This window comes from Alistipes shahii WAL 8301, from assembly GCF_025145845.1.
GTDB classification, from domain to species: Bacteria; Bacteroidota; Bacteroidia; order Bacteroidales; family Rikenellaceae; genus Alistipes; species Alistipes shahii.
In genome coordinates this window covers 706343-725790 of record NZ_CP102253.1, presented here as the reverse complement: position 1 = coordinate 725790, position 19448 = coordinate 706343, and the positions used below count along the sequence as shown (strand labels likewise).

Annotated in this window: 18 protein-coding genes; 14 read left to right on the top strand and 4 right to left on the bottom strand. The window is 59.6% G+C overall.

The genetic code is table 11. From position 1 onward, the window contains the following. Nucleotides 1-82 precede the first annotated feature (82 nt). From lon to NQ492_RS03145, 4 genes are all read left to right on the top strand, one after another. Nucleotides 83-2512, top strand: a complete 2430-nt coding sequence (lon, locus tag NQ492_RS03160) for an endopeptidase La (protein WP_015547881.1) — start codon at nucleotides 83-85, stop codon at nucleotides 2510-2512. Nucleotides 2513-2672: 160 nt separating this feature from the next. After that, the gene (kdsB, locus tag NQ492_RS03155) at nucleotides 2673-3437 is read left to right on the top strand and encodes a 3-deoxy-manno-octulosonate cytidylyltransferase (RefSeq protein WP_015547880.1); all 765 of its coding nucleotides are present in this window, start codon (nucleotides 2673-2675) and stop codon (nucleotides 3435-3437) included. A gap of 66 nt (nucleotides 3438-3503) precedes the next feature. Next, nucleotides 3504-4256, top strand: a complete 753-nt coding sequence (gene kdsA / locus NQ492_RS03150) for a 3-deoxy-8-phosphooctulonate synthase (protein ID WP_015547879.1) — start codon at nucleotides 3504-3506, stop codon at nucleotides 4254-4256. A gap of 25 nt (nucleotides 4257-4281) precedes the next feature. Next, nucleotides 4282-5247, top strand: coding sequence for a KpsF/GutQ family sugar-phosphate isomerase (locus NQ492_RS03145; RefSeq protein WP_015547878.1), 966 nt, complete (start codon nucleotides 4282-4284; stop codon nucleotides 5245-5247). Between the two features lie 69 nt (nucleotides 5248-5316). On the opposite strand, the gene NQ492_RS03140 is transcribed toward NQ492_RS03145, so the two are convergent. The 3 genes from NQ492_RS03140 to trpS form a co-directional block, all read right to left on the bottom strand. Next, nucleotides 5317-5661, bottom strand: coding sequence for a PAS domain-containing protein (locus NQ492_RS03140; RefSeq protein ID WP_015547877.1), 345 nt, complete (start codon nucleotides 5659-5661; stop codon nucleotides 5317-5319). Continuing rightward, a complete protein-coding gene (locus NQ492_RS03135; protein WP_015547876.1) occupies nucleotides 5658-7439 on the bottom strand; it encodes a chloride channel protein in 1782 nt (593 codons plus the stop codon). The genes NQ492_RS03140 and NQ492_RS03135 overlap by 4 nt, the downstream gene beginning before the upstream one ends. A gap of 110 nt (nucleotides 7440-7549) precedes the next feature. After that, nucleotides 7550-8680: a tryptophan--tRNA ligase gene (gene trpS, locus NQ492_RS03130; RefSeq protein ID WP_015547875.1), complete on the bottom strand. Its 1131-nt coding sequence runs from the start codon at nucleotides 8678-8680 to the stop codon at nucleotides 7550-7552. A 116-nt stretch (nucleotides 8681-8796) separates the two neighbouring features. On the opposite strand from trpS, the gene NQ492_RS03125 reads away from it, so the two are divergent. Further along, complete coding sequence (locus NQ492_RS03125) at nucleotides 8797-9696, top strand: hydrogen peroxide-inducible genes activator (RefSeq protein ID WP_015547874.1); 900 nt, start codon at nucleotides 8797-8799, stop codon at nucleotides 9694-9696. A gap of 70 nt (nucleotides 9697-9766) precedes the next feature. On the opposite strand, the gene NQ492_RS03120 is transcribed toward NQ492_RS03125, so the two are convergent. Continuing rightward, nucleotides 9767-10318 carry a hypothetical protein gene (locus NQ492_RS03120; RefSeq protein WP_231839936.1) on the bottom strand — a complete coding sequence of 184 codons (552 nt, stop codon included), beginning with the start codon at nucleotides 10316-10318 and terminating at the stop codon, nucleotides 9767-9769. A 191-nt stretch (nucleotides 10319-10509) separates the two neighbouring features. Here NQ492_RS03120 and rsfS point away from each other — a divergent pair, with 191 nt between their 5' ends. The 9 genes from rsfS to NQ492_RS03075 all read left to right on the top strand — a co-directional run bounded on the left by rsfS (nucleotide 10510) and on the right by NQ492_RS03075 (nucleotide 19388). After that, nucleotides 10510-10860, top strand: coding sequence for a ribosome silencing factor (rsfS, locus tag NQ492_RS03115; protein ID WP_015547873.1), 351 nt, complete (start codon nucleotides 10510-10512; stop codon nucleotides 10858-10860). Between the two features lie 8 nt (nucleotides 10861-10868). Continuing rightward, nucleotides 10869-12950, top strand: a complete 2082-nt coding sequence (ftsH, locus tag NQ492_RS03110; protein ID WP_015547872.1) for an ATP-dependent zinc metalloprotease FtsH — start codon at nucleotides 10869-10871, stop codon at nucleotides 12948-12950. 46 nt (nucleotides 12951-12996) lie between these two features. Beyond that, entirely contained in the window at nucleotides 12997-13833 is an 837-nt protein-coding gene (locus tag NQ492_RS03105) for a phosphatidate cytidylyltransferase (RefSeq protein ID WP_015547871.1), read from the top strand. 19 nt (nucleotides 13834-13852) lie between these two features. Continuing rightward, complete coding sequence (locus NQ492_RS03100; protein WP_015547870.1) at nucleotides 13853-14536, top strand: phosphatidylserine decarboxylase family protein; 684 nt, start codon at nucleotides 13853-13855, stop codon at nucleotides 14534-14536. Between the two features lie 4 nt (nucleotides 14537-14540). Further along, nucleotides 14541-15647 (top strand): AI-2E family transporter, encoded by a 1107-nt coding sequence (locus NQ492_RS03095; protein WP_118406678.1) that lies wholly within the window; start codon nucleotides 14541-14543, stop codon nucleotides 15645-15647. Continuing rightward, nucleotides 15647-16012, top strand: a complete 366-nt coding sequence (locus tag NQ492_RS03090; RefSeq protein ID WP_022062580.1) for a riboflavin kinase — start codon at nucleotides 15647-15649, stop codon at nucleotides 16010-16012. Before NQ492_RS03095 ends, NQ492_RS03090 begins: the two co-directional genes overlap by 1 nt. A gap of 158 nt (nucleotides 16013-16170) precedes the next feature. Beyond that, the gene (ahcY, locus tag NQ492_RS03085) at nucleotides 16171-17580 is read left to right on the top strand and encodes an adenosylhomocysteinase (protein ID WP_015547868.1); all 1410 of its coding nucleotides are present in this window, start codon (nucleotides 16171-16173) and stop codon (nucleotides 17578-17580) included. Nucleotides 17581-17774: 194 nt separating this feature from the next. Continuing rightward, nucleotides 17775-18332 (top strand): sigma-70 family RNA polymerase sigma factor, encoded by a 558-nt coding sequence (locus NQ492_RS03080; protein ID WP_015547867.1) that lies wholly within the window; start codon nucleotides 17775-17777, stop codon nucleotides 18330-18332. A 45-nt stretch (nucleotides 18333-18377) separates the two neighbouring features. After that, on the top strand, nucleotides 18378-19388 hold the full coding sequence (locus NQ492_RS03075; protein ID WP_015547866.1) for a FecR family protein: 1011 nt from the start codon (nucleotides 18378-18380) through the stop codon (nucleotides 19386-19388). The last annotated feature ends 60 nt before the right edge of the window (nucleotides 19389-19448 follow it).

Sequence of the window (19448 nt, the reverse complement as noted above, 5' to 3'; positions counted from 1 at the left end):
AAAGTTATTAACATTCTGTCAAAGATAAAATAAAATTTCTAAAAAATCGTTATATTTGCACCATTATATATCTGTATATCCTATGAGCAAAAAAGATAAGATCAAAACCATCGAAGTAGACGACGTGAATCTCGTCCCCGAGCTGCTCGACGGCAATCACCGCGTGATCCCCATCGTGACCGGCGGCGACGAGCCTGTGGAGGAGGTCGAAGTGCCCGAAATCATACCCATTCTCACGCTGCGTTCGTCGGTGCTTTTCCCCGGCGCCATCACGCCCATCACGGTGGGCCGCGACAAGAGCATCAACCTCGTGCGCGCCGTGAATGCCGAAGGCGGCATCCTGGGCGCCGTGTTGCAGCGCGAAAGCGACGTCGAGGACCCCGCGCCGGACGACATGTACAAGGTCGGCACGGCCGCGCGGATCATCAAGATCCTCGAAATGCCCAACGGCAACCTCACGGTGATCCTGAACGGCCTGGAGAAGGTCGAGATCACGGAGTACATCACCACCGAGCCTTATTTCAAGGCCCGGGTGACGGCCCTGCACGATTCGACTCCCGATGTGAAGAGCATCGAGTTCGAGGCTTTCGTGGACTCGATCCGCGACGTGGCGCTGAACATCATCAACGTGTCGCCGTCGATGCCCAAGGAGGCGGCTTTCGCCATCAAGAACATCGACTCGAAGCGCGGCATCATCAACTTCATCTGCTCCAACATGGAGCTGACGGACGAAGACCGCCAGTCGCTGCTGGAGGCCCCCGGCCTGCTGGCCCGCGCCCGCAAGCTGCTCGAAATCCTGATCCGCGAGCAGCAGCTGGCCGAGCTGAAGAACCAGATTCAGGAGCGCGTCAAGCAGGAGATCGACAAGCAGCAGCGCGACTACTACCTCCAGCAGCAGATGCGTACGATCCAGGACGAACTGGGCGACGGCGCCGATGCCGACATCGAGAAGATGCGCGAGGAGGCCAAGAAGAAAAACTGGCCCGCGGAGGTGGGCGAAACCTTCGAGAAGGAGTTGCAGAAGGTCGAGCGGCTGAACCCCGCCGTGGCCGAATATTCGGTGCAGATGACCTACCTGCAGCTGCTGCTGGAACTGCCGTGGAACGACGTGACGAAGGACAACCTCGACCTCAAGTGCGCCCGCGAACAGCTCGATCACGACCATTTCGGTCTGGACGAGGTGAAGGAGCGGCTGCTGGAGCACCTGGCCGTCATCAAGCTCAAGGGCGACCTCAAATCGCCGATCCTCTGCCTCTACGGCCCTCCGGGCGTGGGTAAGACCTCGCTGGGCAAGTCGGTGGCCGCGGCGCTGGGCCGCAAGTTCGGCCGTATTTCGCTGGGCGGCCTGCACGACGAGTCGGAGATTCGCGGACACCGCCGCACCTACATCGGCGCCATGCCGGGCCGGATCATCCAGACCATCAAGCGGTGCGGCTCGTCGAACCCCGTCATCATCCTCGACGAGGTGGACAAGGTGACCGTTTCGAACCACGGCGACCCGTCGAGCGCCCTGCTGGAGGTGCTCGATCCGGAGCAGAACACCACGTTCCACGACAACTACCTCGACATGGAGTACGACCTGTCGAAGGTGCTGTTCATCGCCACGGCCAACAACGTGGCCAATATCGCTCCGGCGCTGCGCGACCGCATGGAGATGATCAACATCGCCGGTTACCTCCTGGAGGAGAAGGTGCGCATCGCGCTGGACCACCTGCTGCCCAAGCAGCGCGAGGCCCACGGCATCAAGGAGCAGGAGATGACGATGACCCCGGAGGTCGTCGAGAACGTCATCGCCTGCTATACGCGCGAAGCCGGCGTGCGTTCGCTGGACAAGAATCTGGCGAAGATCGCCCGCGCCCGCGCCAAACAGATCGCTTTCGACGAGGCTTTCGCGCCCGAGATTTCGATGAAGGACGTCGAGAAAATCCTCGGCATGCCCAAGTTCCTCAAGGAGGAGTACGAAGTGGGCGGCATGACGGGCGTCGTGACGGGCCTTGCGTGGACCGAGGTCGGCGGCGACATCCTCTACATCGAGTCGGTGCTGACGCCCGGCAAGGGCAAGGTGAGCCTCACGGGCAACCTGGGCGATGTGATGAAGGAGTCGGCGACGATCGCCCACGAGTGGACGATGGCCCACTACAAGGAGTTGGGCATCGACCCCAAGCTGTTCGAAACGAACGACATCAACATCCACGTTCCCGAGGGCGCGATCCCGAAGGACGGTCCTTCGGCCGGCATCACGATGGTCACTTCGATCGTGTCGAGCTATACGGGGCGCAAGGTGAAGGAGCGTATCGCCATGACGGGCGAGACCACGCTCCGCGGACGGGTGATGCCCGTGGGCGGCGTGAAGGAGAAGATCCTGGCCGCCAAACGCGCCGGCATCACCGAGCTGATCCTCTCGGAGGAGAACCGCAAGGACATCGCCGAGATCAAACCCGAATATATCGCGGGCCTCACGTTCCATTACGTGAAGACCAACGAGGAGGTGTTGCAGCTGGCTCTGGAATAGTTTTTTCGTGATGGCGGCGAACTCTGGCGCTTCCTTCGTCGGCTTCGGCAGCCACATACCCCGTGTATGCTTCTGCCTTGCCGGTTTCACGAAGTCCCGGATTTCATCCGCCCTGACGAAAAAACGGGAGGCTGTAATTATGAATTTTGAATTCTGAATTATGAATTTTTTGGCAATCATCCCCGCGCGCTACGCTTCGACGCGCTTTCCCGGGAAGCCGCTGGCGCGGCTGGGCGGCAAGCCCGTCATCCAGCGGGTCTACGAGCAGGTCGCCGGCGTGCTGGACGATGCCGTGGTGGCCACCGACGATGAGCGCATCCGCGACGCCGTGCGGGCCTTCGGGGGACGGGTCGAAATGACCTCCCCGGACCACCGGAGCGGCACCGACCGCTGTTGGGAGGCCTACTGCAAGCAGGGCCGCGAATACGACGTGGTGGTCAACGTGCAGGGCGACGAACCTTTTATCCGTCCCTCGCAGCTGGAGGCCGTGAAACGCTGTTTCGACGATCCCGCGACCGACATCGCCACGCTCGTGAAACCCTTCACCAAGGCCGACGGACTGGCGGCCCTCGAAAATCCCAACTCGCCCAAGGTGGTCCTCGACGCGCAGTCGCGGGCCATCTATTTTTCCCGCTCGGTGATTCCCTACCTGCGGGGCGTTCCGCGCGAAGAGTGGCTCGCGCGCCACACGTTCTACAAGCATATCGGGCTTTACGCCTTTCGCGCCGACGTGCTGCGGGCGGTGACGGCGTTGCCGCAGTCGCCGCTTGAGCTGGCCGAATCGCTTGAACAGCTGCGCTGGCTGGAGAATGGTTACAAGATCGGCGTGGGGATTTCGGAGGTCGAGACCATCGGCATCGACACGCCCGAAGACCTGGAGAAAGCGGAACGCTTCCTCCAATTAAAAATTAAAAATGAAGAATGAAAAATTAGGGATTGAAAATTCTCCGGAATTCTTAATCTTTAATTTTTAATTTTTAATTCAAATTTTATGGCAATAAAATTTATCGCAGGTCCGTGCGTCATCGAATCGGCCGAACTGCTGGACGCCGTGGGCGAAAGGCTTGCGGCCATCAACCGCACCCTCGGCACGGAAATCATCTTCAAGGCCTCGTTCGACAAGGCCAACCGCACCTCCATATCGTCGTTCCGCGGCCCGGGACTCGAAAAGGGATTGCAGATGCTTTCGGACGTGCGGGCGAAGTGGGGGCTGCGTCTGCTCACCGACATCCACGAATCGTGGCAGGCCGCACCCGTCGGCGAGGTCGTCGACGTGATCCAGATCCCGGCGTTCCTCTGCCGCCAGACCGATCTGGTGGTTGCCGCAGCCCGGACCGGCAAAACGGTGAATGTCAAGAAGGCCCAGTTCCTTTCGGGCGCGGACATGCGCTATCCCTACGAAAAGGCCCGCGAGGCGGGGGCCGGTGAAATCTGGCTCACCGAGCGCGGCAACTCGTTCGGCTACAACAACCTCGTCGTCGATTTCCGCAATATCCCCGACATGCTCAAAATCGCCCCTACGGTCGTGATGGACTGCACCCACTCGGTGCAGCGCCCCGGCGCGGCGGGCGGCAAGACGGGCGGCAACCGCGAATTTGTGCCCGCCATGGCGCATGCGGCCAAGGCGTTCGGGGCCAACGGTTTCTTTTTCGAAGTGCATCCCGATCCCGACAAGGGGTTGAGCGATGCGGCCAACATGCTGCGGCTCGACGATCTGGAGACCCTTGTGAAAAGCCTGCTGTAAAATACCCATCTAACTCTCGTTAAGCATGACAGATACGACCAAGGCGCAGATTCTGGAGGTTGCCCGCAAGGCGATCCATACCGAAATGCTGTCGCTCAAACGCATGGAAGACACTCTCGGCGACGAGTTTGCCACGGCCGTGGAGATGATCCTCGGAAGCCGCGGCAAGTGTATCGTTACGGGTATGGGCAAGTCGGGCCTCGTGGGGCGCAAGATCGCCGCGACGCTCGCTTCGACCGGAACCCCGAGCTTCTTTCTCCACCCCGGCGAAGCCTTCCACGGCGACCTGGGCATGATTTCGAAGGAGGACATCGTGGTCGCGCTCTCCTATTCGGGCGAGACGGACGAAATCCTCAAGATCGTCCCCTTCATCCACTCCAACGGCAACAAGCTGGTTTCGATGACCGGAAACCCCGACTCGGCGCTGGCCAAGAACTCCGACGTGCACCTCGACGTGGGGGTGAAGGAGGAGGCTTGCATCCTGCACCTCGCGCCCACTTCGTCGACCACGGCGCAGATCGCCATGGGCGACGCGCTGGCCGTGTCGCTGATGCAGATGCGGGGTTTCACGAGTGTCGATTTCGCGCGCCTGCACCCGGGCGGAAGCCTCGGGCGGCGTCTGCTGATGACCGTAGGGAACGTCATGCGCGACCACGATCTGCCCGTCGTGGCGCCCGACTGCCCGGCTGCGGAGATGATCCACGCCATTTCGAAGGGCGGATTGGGGCTGATCGTGATCTGCGAGGGCGAGCGGATCGAGGGCATCGTCACCGACGGCGACGTGCGCCGCGCGATGGAGCGCCTGCGCGGGGAGTTCTTCAATATCAGGGCTTCCGACATCGCCACGCGCAATCCCAAGACCATCTCGCCGGACGAGAAACTGATCGAGGCCGAGAAGATGATGACCCGCAACAAGGTCACCTCGCTGCTCGTGACGGACGCCGCCGGCAAGCTGACCGGAGTGATCCAGATTTACGACATCAAGTTGTAGCAATGCTGCCGGTTTCGGACCGTTTCCGTAAAACGAGGGGAGGTTTTCAAAAAACCTCCCCTCGTCTATTTATTTCCTTATGTAGTGCGGCATTTCGTCCGGCAGCTCCATCGAGATTTCCACCAGCCCGCGGATTTCGCCGCGCTCCCTCCACGCCGTCTGGTAGATCATCTTGCGCACGCCCTGCTTTTCGATGGTGTAGGCGTTCGTGCCTCCCGATGCGAGCATGCGGCGGATCGTTTCGCGCGACCGTTCGTTGTGGCAGTCGAACAGGTTCCGGCCGATCAGGTCGCCGTGTTGGGCGAAGGTCGCACGCGCCTTTTCGTTCATGTAGAGGATCACGCCTTCGGTGTCGCACACCGTGACGGCGCAGTCGGCCTCTTCGGCCCAGGGAAGGGCATTTTCCGTTGTCATTGCTGTATTTTTACGAGTTGTTCGCGGTATGCGTTCAGAATGCGCGACTTGGAGATGAATCCCAGGTAGCGGCCCTGCTTGTCCACGACGGGCAGCATCCAGGCGTGCTTGTCCTCGAATTTCTCCATGACGCTCAAAATCGCCTCGTGTTCGATGATCTTGTCCGGCGGCGGAATCATGTAGTCCGAGATCGGGTGTCCGTATTTCTCGTGTTTGAACATGTCCTCGCGCAGATCGTCCAGCTGCACCACGCCGATCAGCCGGCCGAAGTTGTCGATCACGGGGAAGATGTTGCGGCGGGCCGTCGAAATGATGTGCACGATGTCGCCCAGGGTCATGTTCTCCTTGATGCGCAGGAAATCGGTCTCCATCAGCTCTTCGAGTTTCAGGAAGACGAACACCGACTGGTCCTTGTCGTGGGTCAGCAGTTCGCCCTTCTGGCGCAGCTGCTTGGTGTAGATCGAGTCGGGGTCGAGGTAGTAGTCCACGGCGAACGAGATGCAGGCGGTGATCATCAGCGGGATGAACAGTCCGTAGCCGTTCGAGAGTTCTGCGATCAGGAAGATCGAGGTCAGCGGGGCGTTCATCACCCCCGACATGACGCCCGCCATGCCGACCAGCGTAAACGAGACGATCGACACCTCCCATCCGAACAGCGTGTTGCACACCAGCGCCAGCGAGGCGCCCGTGAAGGCTCCGACGAACAGCGACGGTGCGAACGTACCGCCCACGCCTCCCGCGGCGTTGGTCGTCGACATGGCGATGACCTTGAAGAACATCGTGGCGATGACGAAGAGGATGATCACCCAGTCGATGTCGCGGAAGCGGTAGAAGAGCGAGTTGTTGAACAGCTCCTGCGCGTTGCCGTGCATCAGGGAGGTGAATCCCTCGTAACCCTCGCCGTACAGCGGCGGGAAGACGAAGATCAGGATACCCAGAATCGCACCGCCCCACAGCCATTTCTTGTACTGTTTGTCGATGCTCTTGAAGAAACCTCCGACCCGCGAGTTCATCGACGTGAAATACCACGCCATCAGCCCGCACAGCACGCCGAGCAGGATGAACAGCGGTATCTGCCACAGCTCGAAGGCATCCGCGGGAGCCAGCGTCACGGCCAGAATCGGGTCGAAGCCGCGCAGCATGAAGGCCATCGTCGTCGCGGTGATCGAGGCGATCAGCAGCGGGATGACCGACCCGGCGGTGATGTCGAGCATCAGGATTTCCAGCACGAAGACCACGCCCGTGATCGGGGCTTTGAAGATCGCGGCGAGGGCGGCGCCCGCGCCGCAGCACAGCAGCAGCGTCGTGTGTTTGTAGTTGAGGCGCGCCAGCCGTCCGATGTTCGAGCCGATGGCCGCTCCCGTGAGCACGATCGGGGCCTCGGGTCCCACCGAACCGCCGAATCCGATGGTCGTCGCACCGCCCACGATCGAGGTCCAGCAGTTGTGCCGGGCGATGCGCGAATTGCGGCGCGACATGGCGTAGAGGACGCGCGTCACGCCTTCGGAGATGTTGTCGCGGACGATGTATTTGACGAACAGCGTCGCCAGGATGATGCCCACGGCGGGGTAGATCAGGAAGAGGATATGTGCGCTGTCCACCGGGAACCAGCGTATCAGCCCGCTCTTGATGCCGTGCAGCAGCATTTCGAACAGGTAGGCTCCCAGCCCTGCGAGCACACCGACCACCACGGCCAGCAGCATCATAATCTGCTGGTTGGAGAGTCTCCGGGTCAGCCGGAGAAACTCGAGGTAGATGCGGTCGGCGCGGAAGGACATAAAAAGTTAAAAGTTAAAAGTGAAACATTGCGATTGACCGAGACCGGGCGGTTTGATTTCATCCTGTACGATGCCCGGTGTGCAAGTCAAATGCCTTTGATTTTCAATTTTTAATTTTCCGTTTTCAACTTGAAATGCTCGGTCTGGCCGTCGATCAGCTCGCGGTCGTCGAAATAGTTGATTTTCATGGCCGCACGGACATCCGCCAGGGTTTCGGCGGCCGCTGCGCGGGCCTTGGCCGAGCCTTCGCGGAGAATGTCGTACACCTCGCCGATACGCGTCTCGTAGTGGCGGCGGCGTTCGCGGATCGGGTCGAGCATCTCGTTGAGAATGGCGATCAGCAGGCGTTTCACCTTCACGTCGCCCAGCCCGCCCCGGCGGTAGTGGGCCTTCAGCTCGTCGAGCGAAGCGTATTCGGGCAAATATTTCGAAAAATGCTCGGGGCGGCTGAAAGCGTCGAGGTAGGTGAACACCGTGTTGCCTTCGACCTTGCCCGGGTCCTCCACGCGCAGGTGGTCGGGGTCGGTATACATGCCCATCACCTTCTTCTTGACCTCCTCGGCCGTGTCCGACAGGTAGATGCAGTTATTCAGCGACTTGGACATCTTGGCCTTGCCGTCGGTTCCCGGCAGGCGCATGCAGGCCGCGTTCTCGGGCAGCAGGATTTCCGGCTCGACGAGCGTTTCGCCGTACACCGCGTTGAATTTGTGGACGATTTCGCGCGTCTGCTCGATCATCGGCTCCTGGTCCTCGCCCACGGGCACGGTCGTGGCCCTGAAGGCCGTGATGTCCGACGCCTGGCTGATGGGGTAGGTGAAGAATCCGACGGGAATGCCCTGACGCTGGGTCGTGTCGCCTTCGGCGGCGCCCTCGGCGAATCCGCGCAGGGCGATCTCGGCCTTCACGGTCGGGTTGCGCTGCAAACGCTGCACGGTGACCAGGTTCATGTAGTAGAACGCCAGTTCGCACAGTTCCGCCACCTGCGACTGGATGAAGAGCGTCGATTTCGCGGGGTCGAGACCCACCGAGAGGTAGTCCAGCGCCACTTCGATGATATTCTGACGCACCTTTTCCGGGTTGTCGGCATTGTCGGTGAGCGCCTGCGCATCGGCGATCATAATGAATATTTCGTCGAACTCGCCCGAGTTCTGCAGCTCGACGCGGCGGCGGAGCGAACCCACGAAGTGGCCCAGGTGGAGCCGGCCCGTGGGACGGTCGCCGGTAAGGATGATTTTTGCCATATTTTTAGAGAAAGTACATTTTGCAGGCGAAGATACGAAAAACTATGCGGCAATGCGAAAAAGTTGTCCGATATAGATTTTTTTTATATCTTCGCTTTCTCAAATAGACGCCTGTTATGACAATCATCCAACTCGAATATCTGCTGGCCGTGGCCAACTGCGGGAGTTTCTCGCTTGCGGCCGAACATTGTTTTGTGACGCAACCTTCTTTGAGCATGCAGGTTAAGGCGCTTGAAGAGGAGCTTGGCGTGGTGCTTCTGGACCGTTCGAAAAAGCCCGTCATTCCCACCGAGGCGGGCGAGGTGGTGCTGGAACAGGCGCGCGAGACGATCAAGGCGTACAATTACATCAAGGAGGCCGTTTCGGAGCTCAAGGGCGAAACCGCGGGCAAACTGCGGCTGGGCGTCATCCCGACCATCGCGCCCTACCTGCTGCACAAATTCATTCCGGCCTTCGTGCGCGACTACCCGAAGGTCGAGCTGGAAATATCCGAGATGATCACTTCGGACATCGTCGAGGCGCTCAAGCGCGACCGTATCGACGCGGCGCTGGTCGCCAGCGGCACCTGCGGCGAGGGCATCCTCGAGCAGGAGCTTTTCAACGACCGCTTCTACGCTTACGTGTCGCCCGAAAATCCGCTCTATGAGCGGCAGAATATCCGTATCGAGGAGATCGACCTCAAGGACCTGGTGATCTTGAGCCCCGGCAACTGCATGCGCGACCAGATCATCGAACTCTGCCAGGCCCGGCGTTCGATGCCGTCGCACTATTCGTTCGAATCGGGTTCGCTGGATACGCTCATGCGGATCGTCGACTGCACGTCGTGTCTGACGATCATTCCCGAAATGGCCGTCGAATACATCCCCTCGGACCGCCGCGACCGGCTGAAAACCCTTTCGAAAGGGGCTACCTCGCGCAAGATCGCCGTCGCCGTGCGCCGCACCTACGTCAAGAACTCGATCATCCGGGCCTTGACCGAGACCATTCTGGCCAATGTTCCGGGTGCGAAGGCATAGCTTCCGCTCTCTGAAAGAATGCGCCCGGCCTGCAAAACGCAGGCCGGGCGCATGTCGATTATCCGGTCGGTTATTCCGGAATCGTTACTTTGGTCGCTTTTCCCGTCCAGTCGGCGAAGATTGATTTGCCGTCGGAAAGTTTGACGGAGAGTTTGACGGAGAAATTATCCCCGTCTCTGGTGACAGTGAGCATTCCGTAGGAGACTGTTGCCGAAGAGATGTCGTCTCCATTGCTTACCGTAATTCTTTCAAACGAGTGTACGATGTCGAACTCTGTTTCACCGATTGCCCCGACGGAGAGGTATGGTCTGAGAGGCCCGGTTTGGGTAACGGGTTCTGTGAGGTCGATAGTTTTGCCTATCAGGGATTCAGAAACTTCTATATCGACACCGTAGTCGGACATTGTAAACGGTAATGTTGAAAAATACTCTCTGAATAGAATGAGGTCGTATGAGGTTTCCCATTGCTCGTCGGCTTTTTCTTCCACATAGAAAGCGCTTTTGACCTCGCAGATCTGACCATTGACGGTGATCGTCTGCATGGTGGTTACTTTTTCGTCCTTGCAGGACGTCGTGGCCAGTGCGAGTGCGCCGGTCAGGCAGAGCATGAAGATTTTTCGCATAAATTGAACTTGGGTTAGTTGGAGTATCTCCAAAAGTAGTGATAAAAAACGAATCCGGCGACAAAAAGGGCGAAATAATGAATCGCTTCCGGAACAATATGCCCGCTTGCGGCGCGATTTTTACCGCGTTGCTTTCAAATCTCATTCTCTTTTCATACCTTTGCAAGGTTATAGATACCTATTGAACATTTATGGATAAACTGATCGAAACGATCGTCAGCGCGATTGAAGATAAAAAAGGTAAGAATATTGTATCGTTGGACCTCTCGGGATTCGATGGAGCGATCTGTTCGCATTTCGTGGTCTGCAACGCCGATTCCACGACGCAGGTGTGCGCCATAGCCGCCGAAATCGAGGAGAAGGTGTTCGAGAAATTGGGCGAGAAGGTGTGGCGCATCGAAGGCCAGCAGAACGGCGTGTGGGTCGCCATGGACTATGTGGACGTCGTGGTGCACATTTTCCAGACCGAGCTTCGGAGCTTCTACAAGCTCGAGGAGCTGTGGGCCGACGCACCGCTGGTGAAATATGAATACGAAGAGTAATCCGGATTATGGCACAGAAAAGCAAGAACAACAATAAAATGAATATGAACATGCCGCGGCCTTCGATGCTGTGGATCTACGGCCTGATCGGTTTGTTCATCATCGGCTGGTATCTGTTCGACGGCAGCAATGAAGCGCCGCTGCCCAGCGACTGGACCACCGTGCAGGAGATGGTTGAGAAGGGCGACGTGGAGAAGATCCGGGTCGTGAACCGCGACCAGGCGCAGGTGTTCCTGAAAAAGGAGGCCGGCGAGAAGTACCGTAACGATCAGGTGGACAAGCGTTTCCGCCGCCTGCCCGAATCGGGCGTGCAGCTGACTTTCACCATCGGTTCGGTAGATTCGTTTCGCGAGGATTTGAAGGCCGCCGAGGAGAAGTCGGGGCAGACCGTTCCGGTGATCTATGAAAACAAGGCCAACGACTGGACCTCGATTCTGATCAACCTGCTGCCGTGGGTGGTGATCATCGGAGCGTGGTTCTTCATCATGCGCTCCATGTCGCGCGGCGCGGGCGCCGGAGGCGGCGGTGGCATTATGAACGTCGGCAAAGCCAAGGCGCAGGTCTTCGACAAGGACAACTCCAAGCGCGTGACGTTCAAGGATGTGGCCGGCCTGGAGGAGGCGAAGGTCGAGATCATGGAGATCGTCGATTTCCTCAAGAAGGCCGACAAATACAAGGAGCTGGGCGCCAAGATTCCGAAGGGCGCGCTGCTCGTAGGCCCTCCGGGAACGGGCAAGACCCTGCTGGCCAAGGCCGTCGCAGGGGAGGCCAACGTGCCGTTCCTCTCGATTTCGGGTTCCGATTTCGTCGAGATGTTCGTCGGCGTGGGCGCCTCGCGTGTCCGCGACCTGTTCGAGCAGGCCAAGCAGAAGGCTCCCTGCATCGTCTTCATCGACGAGATCGACGCCATCGGCCGCGCCCGCGGCAAGAACGCCGGATTCTCGGGCAACGACGAGCGCGAAAATACGTTGAACCAGCTTCTGACGGAGATGGACGGCTTCCAGACCAATACGGGCGTCATCGTTTTGGCCGCCACCAACCGGGCCGACATCCTCGACAAGGCGCTGATGCGCGCCGGGCGTTTCGACCGCCAGATCGAGGTGGGACTTCCCGACGTGAAGGAGCGCGAGGAGATTTTCAACGTCCACCTGCGTCCGCTGAAGCTCGATCCGCAGTTGGACCGTTCGTTCCTGGCGCGCCAGACCCCCGGTTTCTCGGGCGCCGACATCGCCAACGTCTGCAACGAGGCCGCGCTGATCGCCGCGCGCCACAACAAGAAATTCATTTCGAAAGAGGACTTCCTCGCCGCCATCGACCGCATCGTGGGCGGCCTGGAGCGCAAGAACAAGATCATCACCGACGAGGAGAAGCGCGTGATCGCCTTCCACGAGGCGGGACACGCCACGGTGAGCTGGATTCTCGAAAACGCCAGCCCGCTGATCAAGGTGACGATCATCCCGCGCGGCAAGGCGCTGGGCGCCGCCTGGTATCTGCCCGAGGAACGTCAGATCACCACGCGCGAGCAGATGATGGACGAGCTGGCCGCTACGCTCGGAGGCCGCGTTTCCGAGCAGCTGACCTTCGGCGAGATTTCGACCGGGGCGCTCAACGATCTGGAGCGCGTCACCAAGCAGGCTTATGCTATGGTGGCCTACTACGGCATGAGCGAGAACGTCGGCACGCTCTCCTTCTACGACTCCACGGGCCAGAGCGACATGGCCTTCACGAAGCCCTATTCGGAACTGACGGCCCAGCAGATCGACGCCGAAGCCAAGCAGGTGATCGAGAAGGCCTACAAGATGGCCGAGAAGGTGCTCCGCGAACATGCCGACGGTCTGAAAGAGCTGGCCGAACTGCTGCTCTCCCGCGAGGTGGTCTTCACCGAGGACGTCGAGCGCATCTTCGGCCGCCGCAAGAAGGACATCGAACGCGAACGCCGCGAGGCCGAGGGCGGCAAACCCGCCGGAGAGGAGCCGCAGGCCGGCAAGCAGGCCGCCGCGGTCGCCGATCCTTCGGTCAAATCGGATAAGTCCGAAACGGCCGAACCGGCTCCCGTAGCTCCGGCCGTTGCCGCGCCCGAAACCGAATGACCCCGTTGAAACCCAACTACACCCTTAAAAAACAATGAGTGAAAAAATGAAGAACCTCTGGGTGCGCACTGTGAGCGGGGCCGTCCTCGCCGTGGTGATGCTGGGGGCTATCGCATGGTCGCAATGGAGTTTCGGCCTGCTGCTGGCGGCGTTGCTGGTCGTCGGCATGACGGAGTTCTATTCCCTGGCCGAGGAGCAGGGCAGCAATCCCCAGCGGATCGTCGGACTGGCTGCGGGACTCGTGCTTTTCGCCCTGAATTTCGCATTCGTGTCGGACGACATCCAGATACTCGGCAGCGCCCGGCAGGCTTTCGCCTGCGGAATGGCCCTTCTGCTGTTGCTGCTGCCCGCCATGTTCATCTGCGAACTTTACCGCCGTCGGGAGAATCCCGCCGCCAATATCGGCATCACTTTCATGGGCGTCGTCTACGTGGCGCTGCCGTTCTCGCTGATGTGTTACATTCCGATCATCGGCAGCGAGGCGTGGAGTCCGTGGATGATGATTTTCTACGTTTTCATCATCTGGGCCAACGACGTTTTCGCCTATCTGGTGGGCATGTCCGTCGGCAGACACCGCCTGTGCGAACGCCTTTCGCCCAAGAAGTCGTGGGAAGGGTTCTTCGGCGGCATCGCCGGAGCTGTGGCAATGGGGCTGGTAGCCGCCCGCGTGATGGACGGCAGCTGTTGGGTGTGGGCCGGGCTGGCGCTCGTCGCGGCCGCTACGGGGGTTCTGGGCGACCTGGTGGAGTCGATGTTCAAGCGCGCCGCCGGGGTCAAGGATTCGGGAACGTTGATTCCCGGTCACGGCGGAGTGCTGGACCGCTTCGACGCCATGCTGCTCTCGGCGCCGTTCGTCTTCGTCTATATGCTTTTTGTGATGTAACTGCAAACTTAACCGTATTATGAGAATCAATAAGGAAGGATACAAAATCATCGGCATCTCGGGCGCTGTCTGCCTGCTTCTGTGGTGGCTGTTTTACCATTTGCTGGTCCACGATGCGAACGTCTCGCTGCTGTGGTTCAGCACCCTCGTGCTGCTGCTGTTCTGGTTCTTCATCGTAGCCTTCTTCCGCGAACCCCGCCGGGTGCGCATCCACGATACCGATCTGGTCTTCGCTCCCTGCGACGGCCGCGTGGTCGTGACGGAGGTCGTCTCCGAGGACGAGTACCTCAAGGAGGAGATGTTGCAGATTTCGATCTTCATGTCCATTACGAACGTCCACATGAACTGGGTTCCCGTGGGCGGCGAGGTGGAGTATTTCAAATACCATCCGGGGCGTTTCCTGGTGGCCTGGCACCCCAAATCCTCGACCGAGAACGAACGCACGACGACCGTGGTGCGGATGCCCTCGGGCCAAAAGGTGCTCTTCCGCCAGATCGCGGGACTGATCGCCCGGCGCATCATCTCGTATATGACCGTCGGTCATCAGGTCGAGCAGAACAGCGTCTGCGGATTCATCAAGTTCGGCTCGCGCGTCGACGTGCTCGTCCCCAAGGACAGCGAACTGCTGGTGGAGATCGGCGATCCCACGGTGGGTTCGCAGACTCCGATCGCCCGGCTGCGCAAGAACCTCGAAAACGAATAACGCCATGAAGGCGACGCCCCAGACCTTCCTGCGGTTCATCGCGGGCGCGGCGGTTGCCGCGGCCGTGCTCTTTCTGGTCTGGTATTTCTCCTCGATCGTCGTCTACATCCTCGTTTCGGCCGTGCTGGCCGTCATGGGCAATCCGCTCGTGAAGTTTCTTTCGGGGCTTCACTTCAAGGGCTGGCAGGTTCCCCGCTGGCTGGCCGCGCTGGCGACCCTCGTGGTGATCTGGGTCGTCCTGGCTACGCTGTGTTCGTTGTTCGTGCCGCTGGTCTTCAACAAGATAAACCAGTTCGCGCACGTCGACTTCGCGGCGGTCGTGGGGAGCATCGGCGAGCCGATCGCCCGGATGCAGCACGATTTGCAGGCGCTTTTCTCCCTGCCCGAGAGCACTTTCTCGCTCTCCGACGAACTGACGGCCGCCCTCCGGCAGATCATCGACATCAATTCGCTCAACACGATTTTCTCGTCGGTCATCAACCTCGTGCTTTCGTCGGTGATCGCCATTTTCTCCGTTTCGTTCATCACCTTCTTCTTCCTCAAGGAGGAGGGCCTGTTCTACGCGATGGTCACCTCCGTTTTCCCGGAACATTATCACGGCAACATCACCCGTGCGCTGGATTCGGTGACGGTCCTGCTGGCGCGCTACTTTACGGGTATCCTTTCGGAAAGCCTGCTGCTCACGATCGCCGTGACGCTGGTGATGATGGCCTTCGGGATGAAGGCCGCCGACGCGGGGTTCATCGGCCTTATCATGGGTGTGATGAACGTCGTGCCTTACGCCGGGCCGCTGATCGGCGGCGTGGTCTCGGTCTTCGTGGGCATCGTCTCGCCGATCGAGGGCATGAGCGTGGGGCATACGGCTTTCGTGATCGCCGGGTCGCTGCTGATCCTCAAGGGTATGGACGATTTCATCCTCCAGCCGACGCTCTATTCCGAACGAGTGAAGGCGCATCCGCTCGAAATCTTCCTGGTGATTCTCATTGCCGGGTCGCTGGCCGGAATCCTGGGCATGCTGCTGGCGATACCTTCCTATACGGTACTGCGTGTCTTTGCCAAGGAGTTCTTCTCGCAGTTCCGGCTGGTGCGTAAACTGACCGAAAAAATCTGATGGAACGGATTCTGATCGAAGGCGTTGTGGAGCACGGACGCCGACTCGGACGTGAGTTGGGTTTTCCGACGGCCAATCTGGCCGTTCCGGAGGACGTCGCCGCTGCCGACGGGGTCTACCGTTCGCGTGCGGAGGTCGGCGGGAAAGTCTATGACGCCATGTCGAACCTGGGCCGCAACCCTTCGGTCGGGGGTGTCGAGCGGCGTTTGGAGACGCATATTTTCGACTTCCGCGGCGAACTTTACGGCCGTCGGCTGCGGGTCGAACTGCTCGAAAAGATCCGCGACGAACGCCGGTTCGCTTCGGTGGAGGAACTGCGCGGGCAGATTGCCAGGGACAAGGAATATATTTTAGGATTGAAATAATGTGTCCGTATTTTGGTCAAAAACCCGGTTGCGTTGCGACAAGCCCCTCCCGAGGGAGGGGTTTGGGGTGGGGTCAGACTTGTAAACGCGGCGGTACGCCGCGGGTCTCAACCGGGCAGATACGGACGAACGATGCGATAACTTAAAAACATACTGCTATGTATATTGACAACACTCTTCCCTATAAGGTTGCCGACATGTCGCTGGCCGAATGGGGCCGCAAGGAGATCGAGATTTCCGAGCATGAAATGCCCGGCCTGATGGCCGTGCGCCGCAAATACGGACCCGAAAAACCGCTGAAAGGCGTACGCGTGATGGGTTCGCTGCACATGACCATCCAGACGGCCGTTCTGATCGAAACCCTCGTGGAGCTGGGCGCCGACGTGCGCTGGTGCTCGTGCAACATCTTCTCGACGCAGGACCATGCGGCCGCCGCGATTGCCGCCGCAGGCGTCCCGGTCTTCGCGTGGAAGGGCGAGACGCTGCCCGAATACTGGTGGTGCACCGCCATGGCCCTTTCGTTTCCCGGCGGCAAAGGCCCGCAGCTGATCGTCGACGACGGCGGTGACGCCACGCTGCTGATCCACAAGGGTTACAAGGCCGAGAACGACGCCTCGACGCTCGATTACGAACCTTCGTCCTACGAAGAGGAGGTGATCCTCGGCACGCTGAAAAGCATTTTGGCCGAGGACCCCGAAAAATGGCACCGCACGGTCGCCGAATGGAAGGGCGTGAGCGAGGAGACCACCACGGGCGTACACCGCCTCTACCAGATGCAGGAGGCCGGCGAACTCCTGGTTCCGGCCATCAACGTCAACGATTCGTGCACCAAGTCGAAGTTCGACAACCTCTACGGCTGCCGTGAGTCGCTGGCCGACGGCATCAAGCGCGCCACGGACGTGATGATCGCCGGCAAGGTGGTCGTCGTGTGCGGCTACGGCGACGTGGGCAAGGGCTGCGCCCGCTCGATGCGCTCCTACGGCGCCCGGGTGATCGTCACGGAAATCGACCCCATCTGCGCCTTGCAGGCCGCCATGGAGGGCTTCGAGGTGAAGACCGTCGAGAGTGCGCTCGCCGAGGGCAACATCTATGTCACCTGCACGGGCAACTGCGACATCATCACGCTGGAGCACATGGAGCGGATGCGCGACCAGGCCATCGTCTGCAACATCGGCCATTTCGACAACGAAATCCAGATGGCGCGCCTCGAAACGTCCGGGGCCGTGAAGTTGAACATCAAGCCGCAGGTCGACAAGTTCACTTTCCCCGACGGCCATTCGATCTTCATTCTGGCCGAAGGCCGTCTGGTGAACCTCGGCTGCGCCACGGGGCATCCTTCGTTCGTGATGTCGAACTCTTTCACCAATCAGTGCCTCGCGCAGATGGAGCTGTGGCAGAAGGAGCACGCGGTCGGCGTCTACCGCCTGCCGAAACACCTCGACGAGGAGGTGGCGCGCCTGCACCTGGACAACCTCGGCGTCGAACTGACCCGCCTGACCCGGCGTCAGGCCGACTACATCGGCGTTCCGGAGGACGGTCCCTACAAGGCCGAGCACTACCGTTATTGATTTCAGGGGCTTGCCTCTTTCGTTTGTCCGGCCCGGATGGAACATATGCTCCTCCGGGCCGGACTGCGTTCGCATTCTTCTCCCGAAGCCCTGTCAGCAGGGCGGTTTTTCCGGATTGTTTCCCGTTATTCGCATAAAAACACCTCTCCGATTAAGAACTTTTGCGATTTTAGGGTACTTAATCAATAGAAAGCATGGACCCGACCGACATCCGTTACATCCTCGACGACCTGGCCTGCAATGCTTCCCAGGAGGCTTTGCAGGAACTTTATATGCTTTATTACAAGCGTATAGCCCGTTATATCGGATTGTATGTCCGCTATGACGGGGCTGTTATGGAACTGACTTCCGATGTGTTCTTCGCGGTCTGGGAGAACCGTCTTGAACTTCCCGAAATCCGGAATTTCAATGCTTATATCTACCGGATCGCCAAATTCAAGGCATTGAATTATCTCCGGAAACGCAACCTGCCCACCGTCAATCTGGACGAAATGCCGCTGGACCTTTTCGCCCGCACCAGCACGACTCCCGAGGACGACTGCATTTCCGCCGAGACCGTCCGCGAGATAAACCGTGCCATCGAGTCGCTGCCGCCCAAATGCAAGCTGGCCTTCAAACTGGTGCGCGAGGACCGGATGTCGCACCGCGAAGCGGCCGAGACGCTCTATATCTCCGTCAAAACCCTTGAAGTGCACCTGGGCCATGCCGTGCAGAAGATCCGCGAGGCTCTGCGCAAGAAAAATATTTGCTGATCCGTTAAGAACATTCCGCCGTTTCCGGTACTTAATCCATAAGACATGAAATCAAAAACAGACATACGCACCCTTTCGGAAAAGGAACTCAACGCCCGGCTTGTCCGTGATCTCACGGAGGTTTGCCCGGCCGGTGAACGCGAAGCCCTCGCCGCCTGGCGGGCCGCCGATCCCGCGCATGAAGAGGAATACGCTCGGATCAGGAGCTATTGGAACGCCCGCGTGACGACGACCCGCAGCATTGACCCGGAGCGGGAGTTCCGGAAATTGCAGCGGCGGATCGCTGCCGGCTCCGAATCGCGCAGGAGCGGCATGCTGCGCCTGCTCGCCACTCGTATGGGGCGTTATGCGTCGATGGCCGCCATGCTGGCCGTGGGACTGTTCTGCGGATGGGCGCTGTCCGGTCCCCGTGCTGCCGAAAGGTTCGCCTTCATCACGGGCAGCAGCATTTCGTCGTTCGAGCTGCCCGATGGCAGCCGCATTACCCTCGATAAGGAGAGCCGTTTGGAGTACGACGGTGATTTCGGCAGGGACGAGCGGAACGTGCGGCTTGTCGGCAAGGGCTTTTTCGAAGTCGAGAAGATGCCGGACAAACGATTCGTTGTCGAGATGGGCGATGTGCAGGTCTCCGTGCTGGGCACGACTTTCGATGCCAGCAACCGGACTGAAGAGGGCATTGTCAGCGCTTCGCTGGTCGAAGGGTCGGTCGCGTTCCGCGCCGGAAATCAGAATCTGCGGTTGACGCCTTCGCGCCGGGCCGTTTATCATGTCGGGAGCGGCGAAATCACCGTCAGCGAATTCGATCCCGAGATCACGACCGCCTGGAAGGACAATCTGTTCCGCTACAAATCGCTCACTCTGGAGGAGCTCCTCGAACAACTCTCCGCGCGTTACGACGTCCGCATCATCACCGATGCGGGAGACGTCGGCCGGACCCGCTTTTCAGGTGCGCTCGAAACACGGCTGTCCGTCGAGCAGGCGCTCGACATCGTGAGCCGCCAGACCGGCATGGAGTGGAGCAAACTCGACAATGTCTATTTCGTTACCAAACGCTGAAAATCCAACCCGATAATACCGAACTCCTAAATTTTCCGATGCCTATGAACTGACAAGATC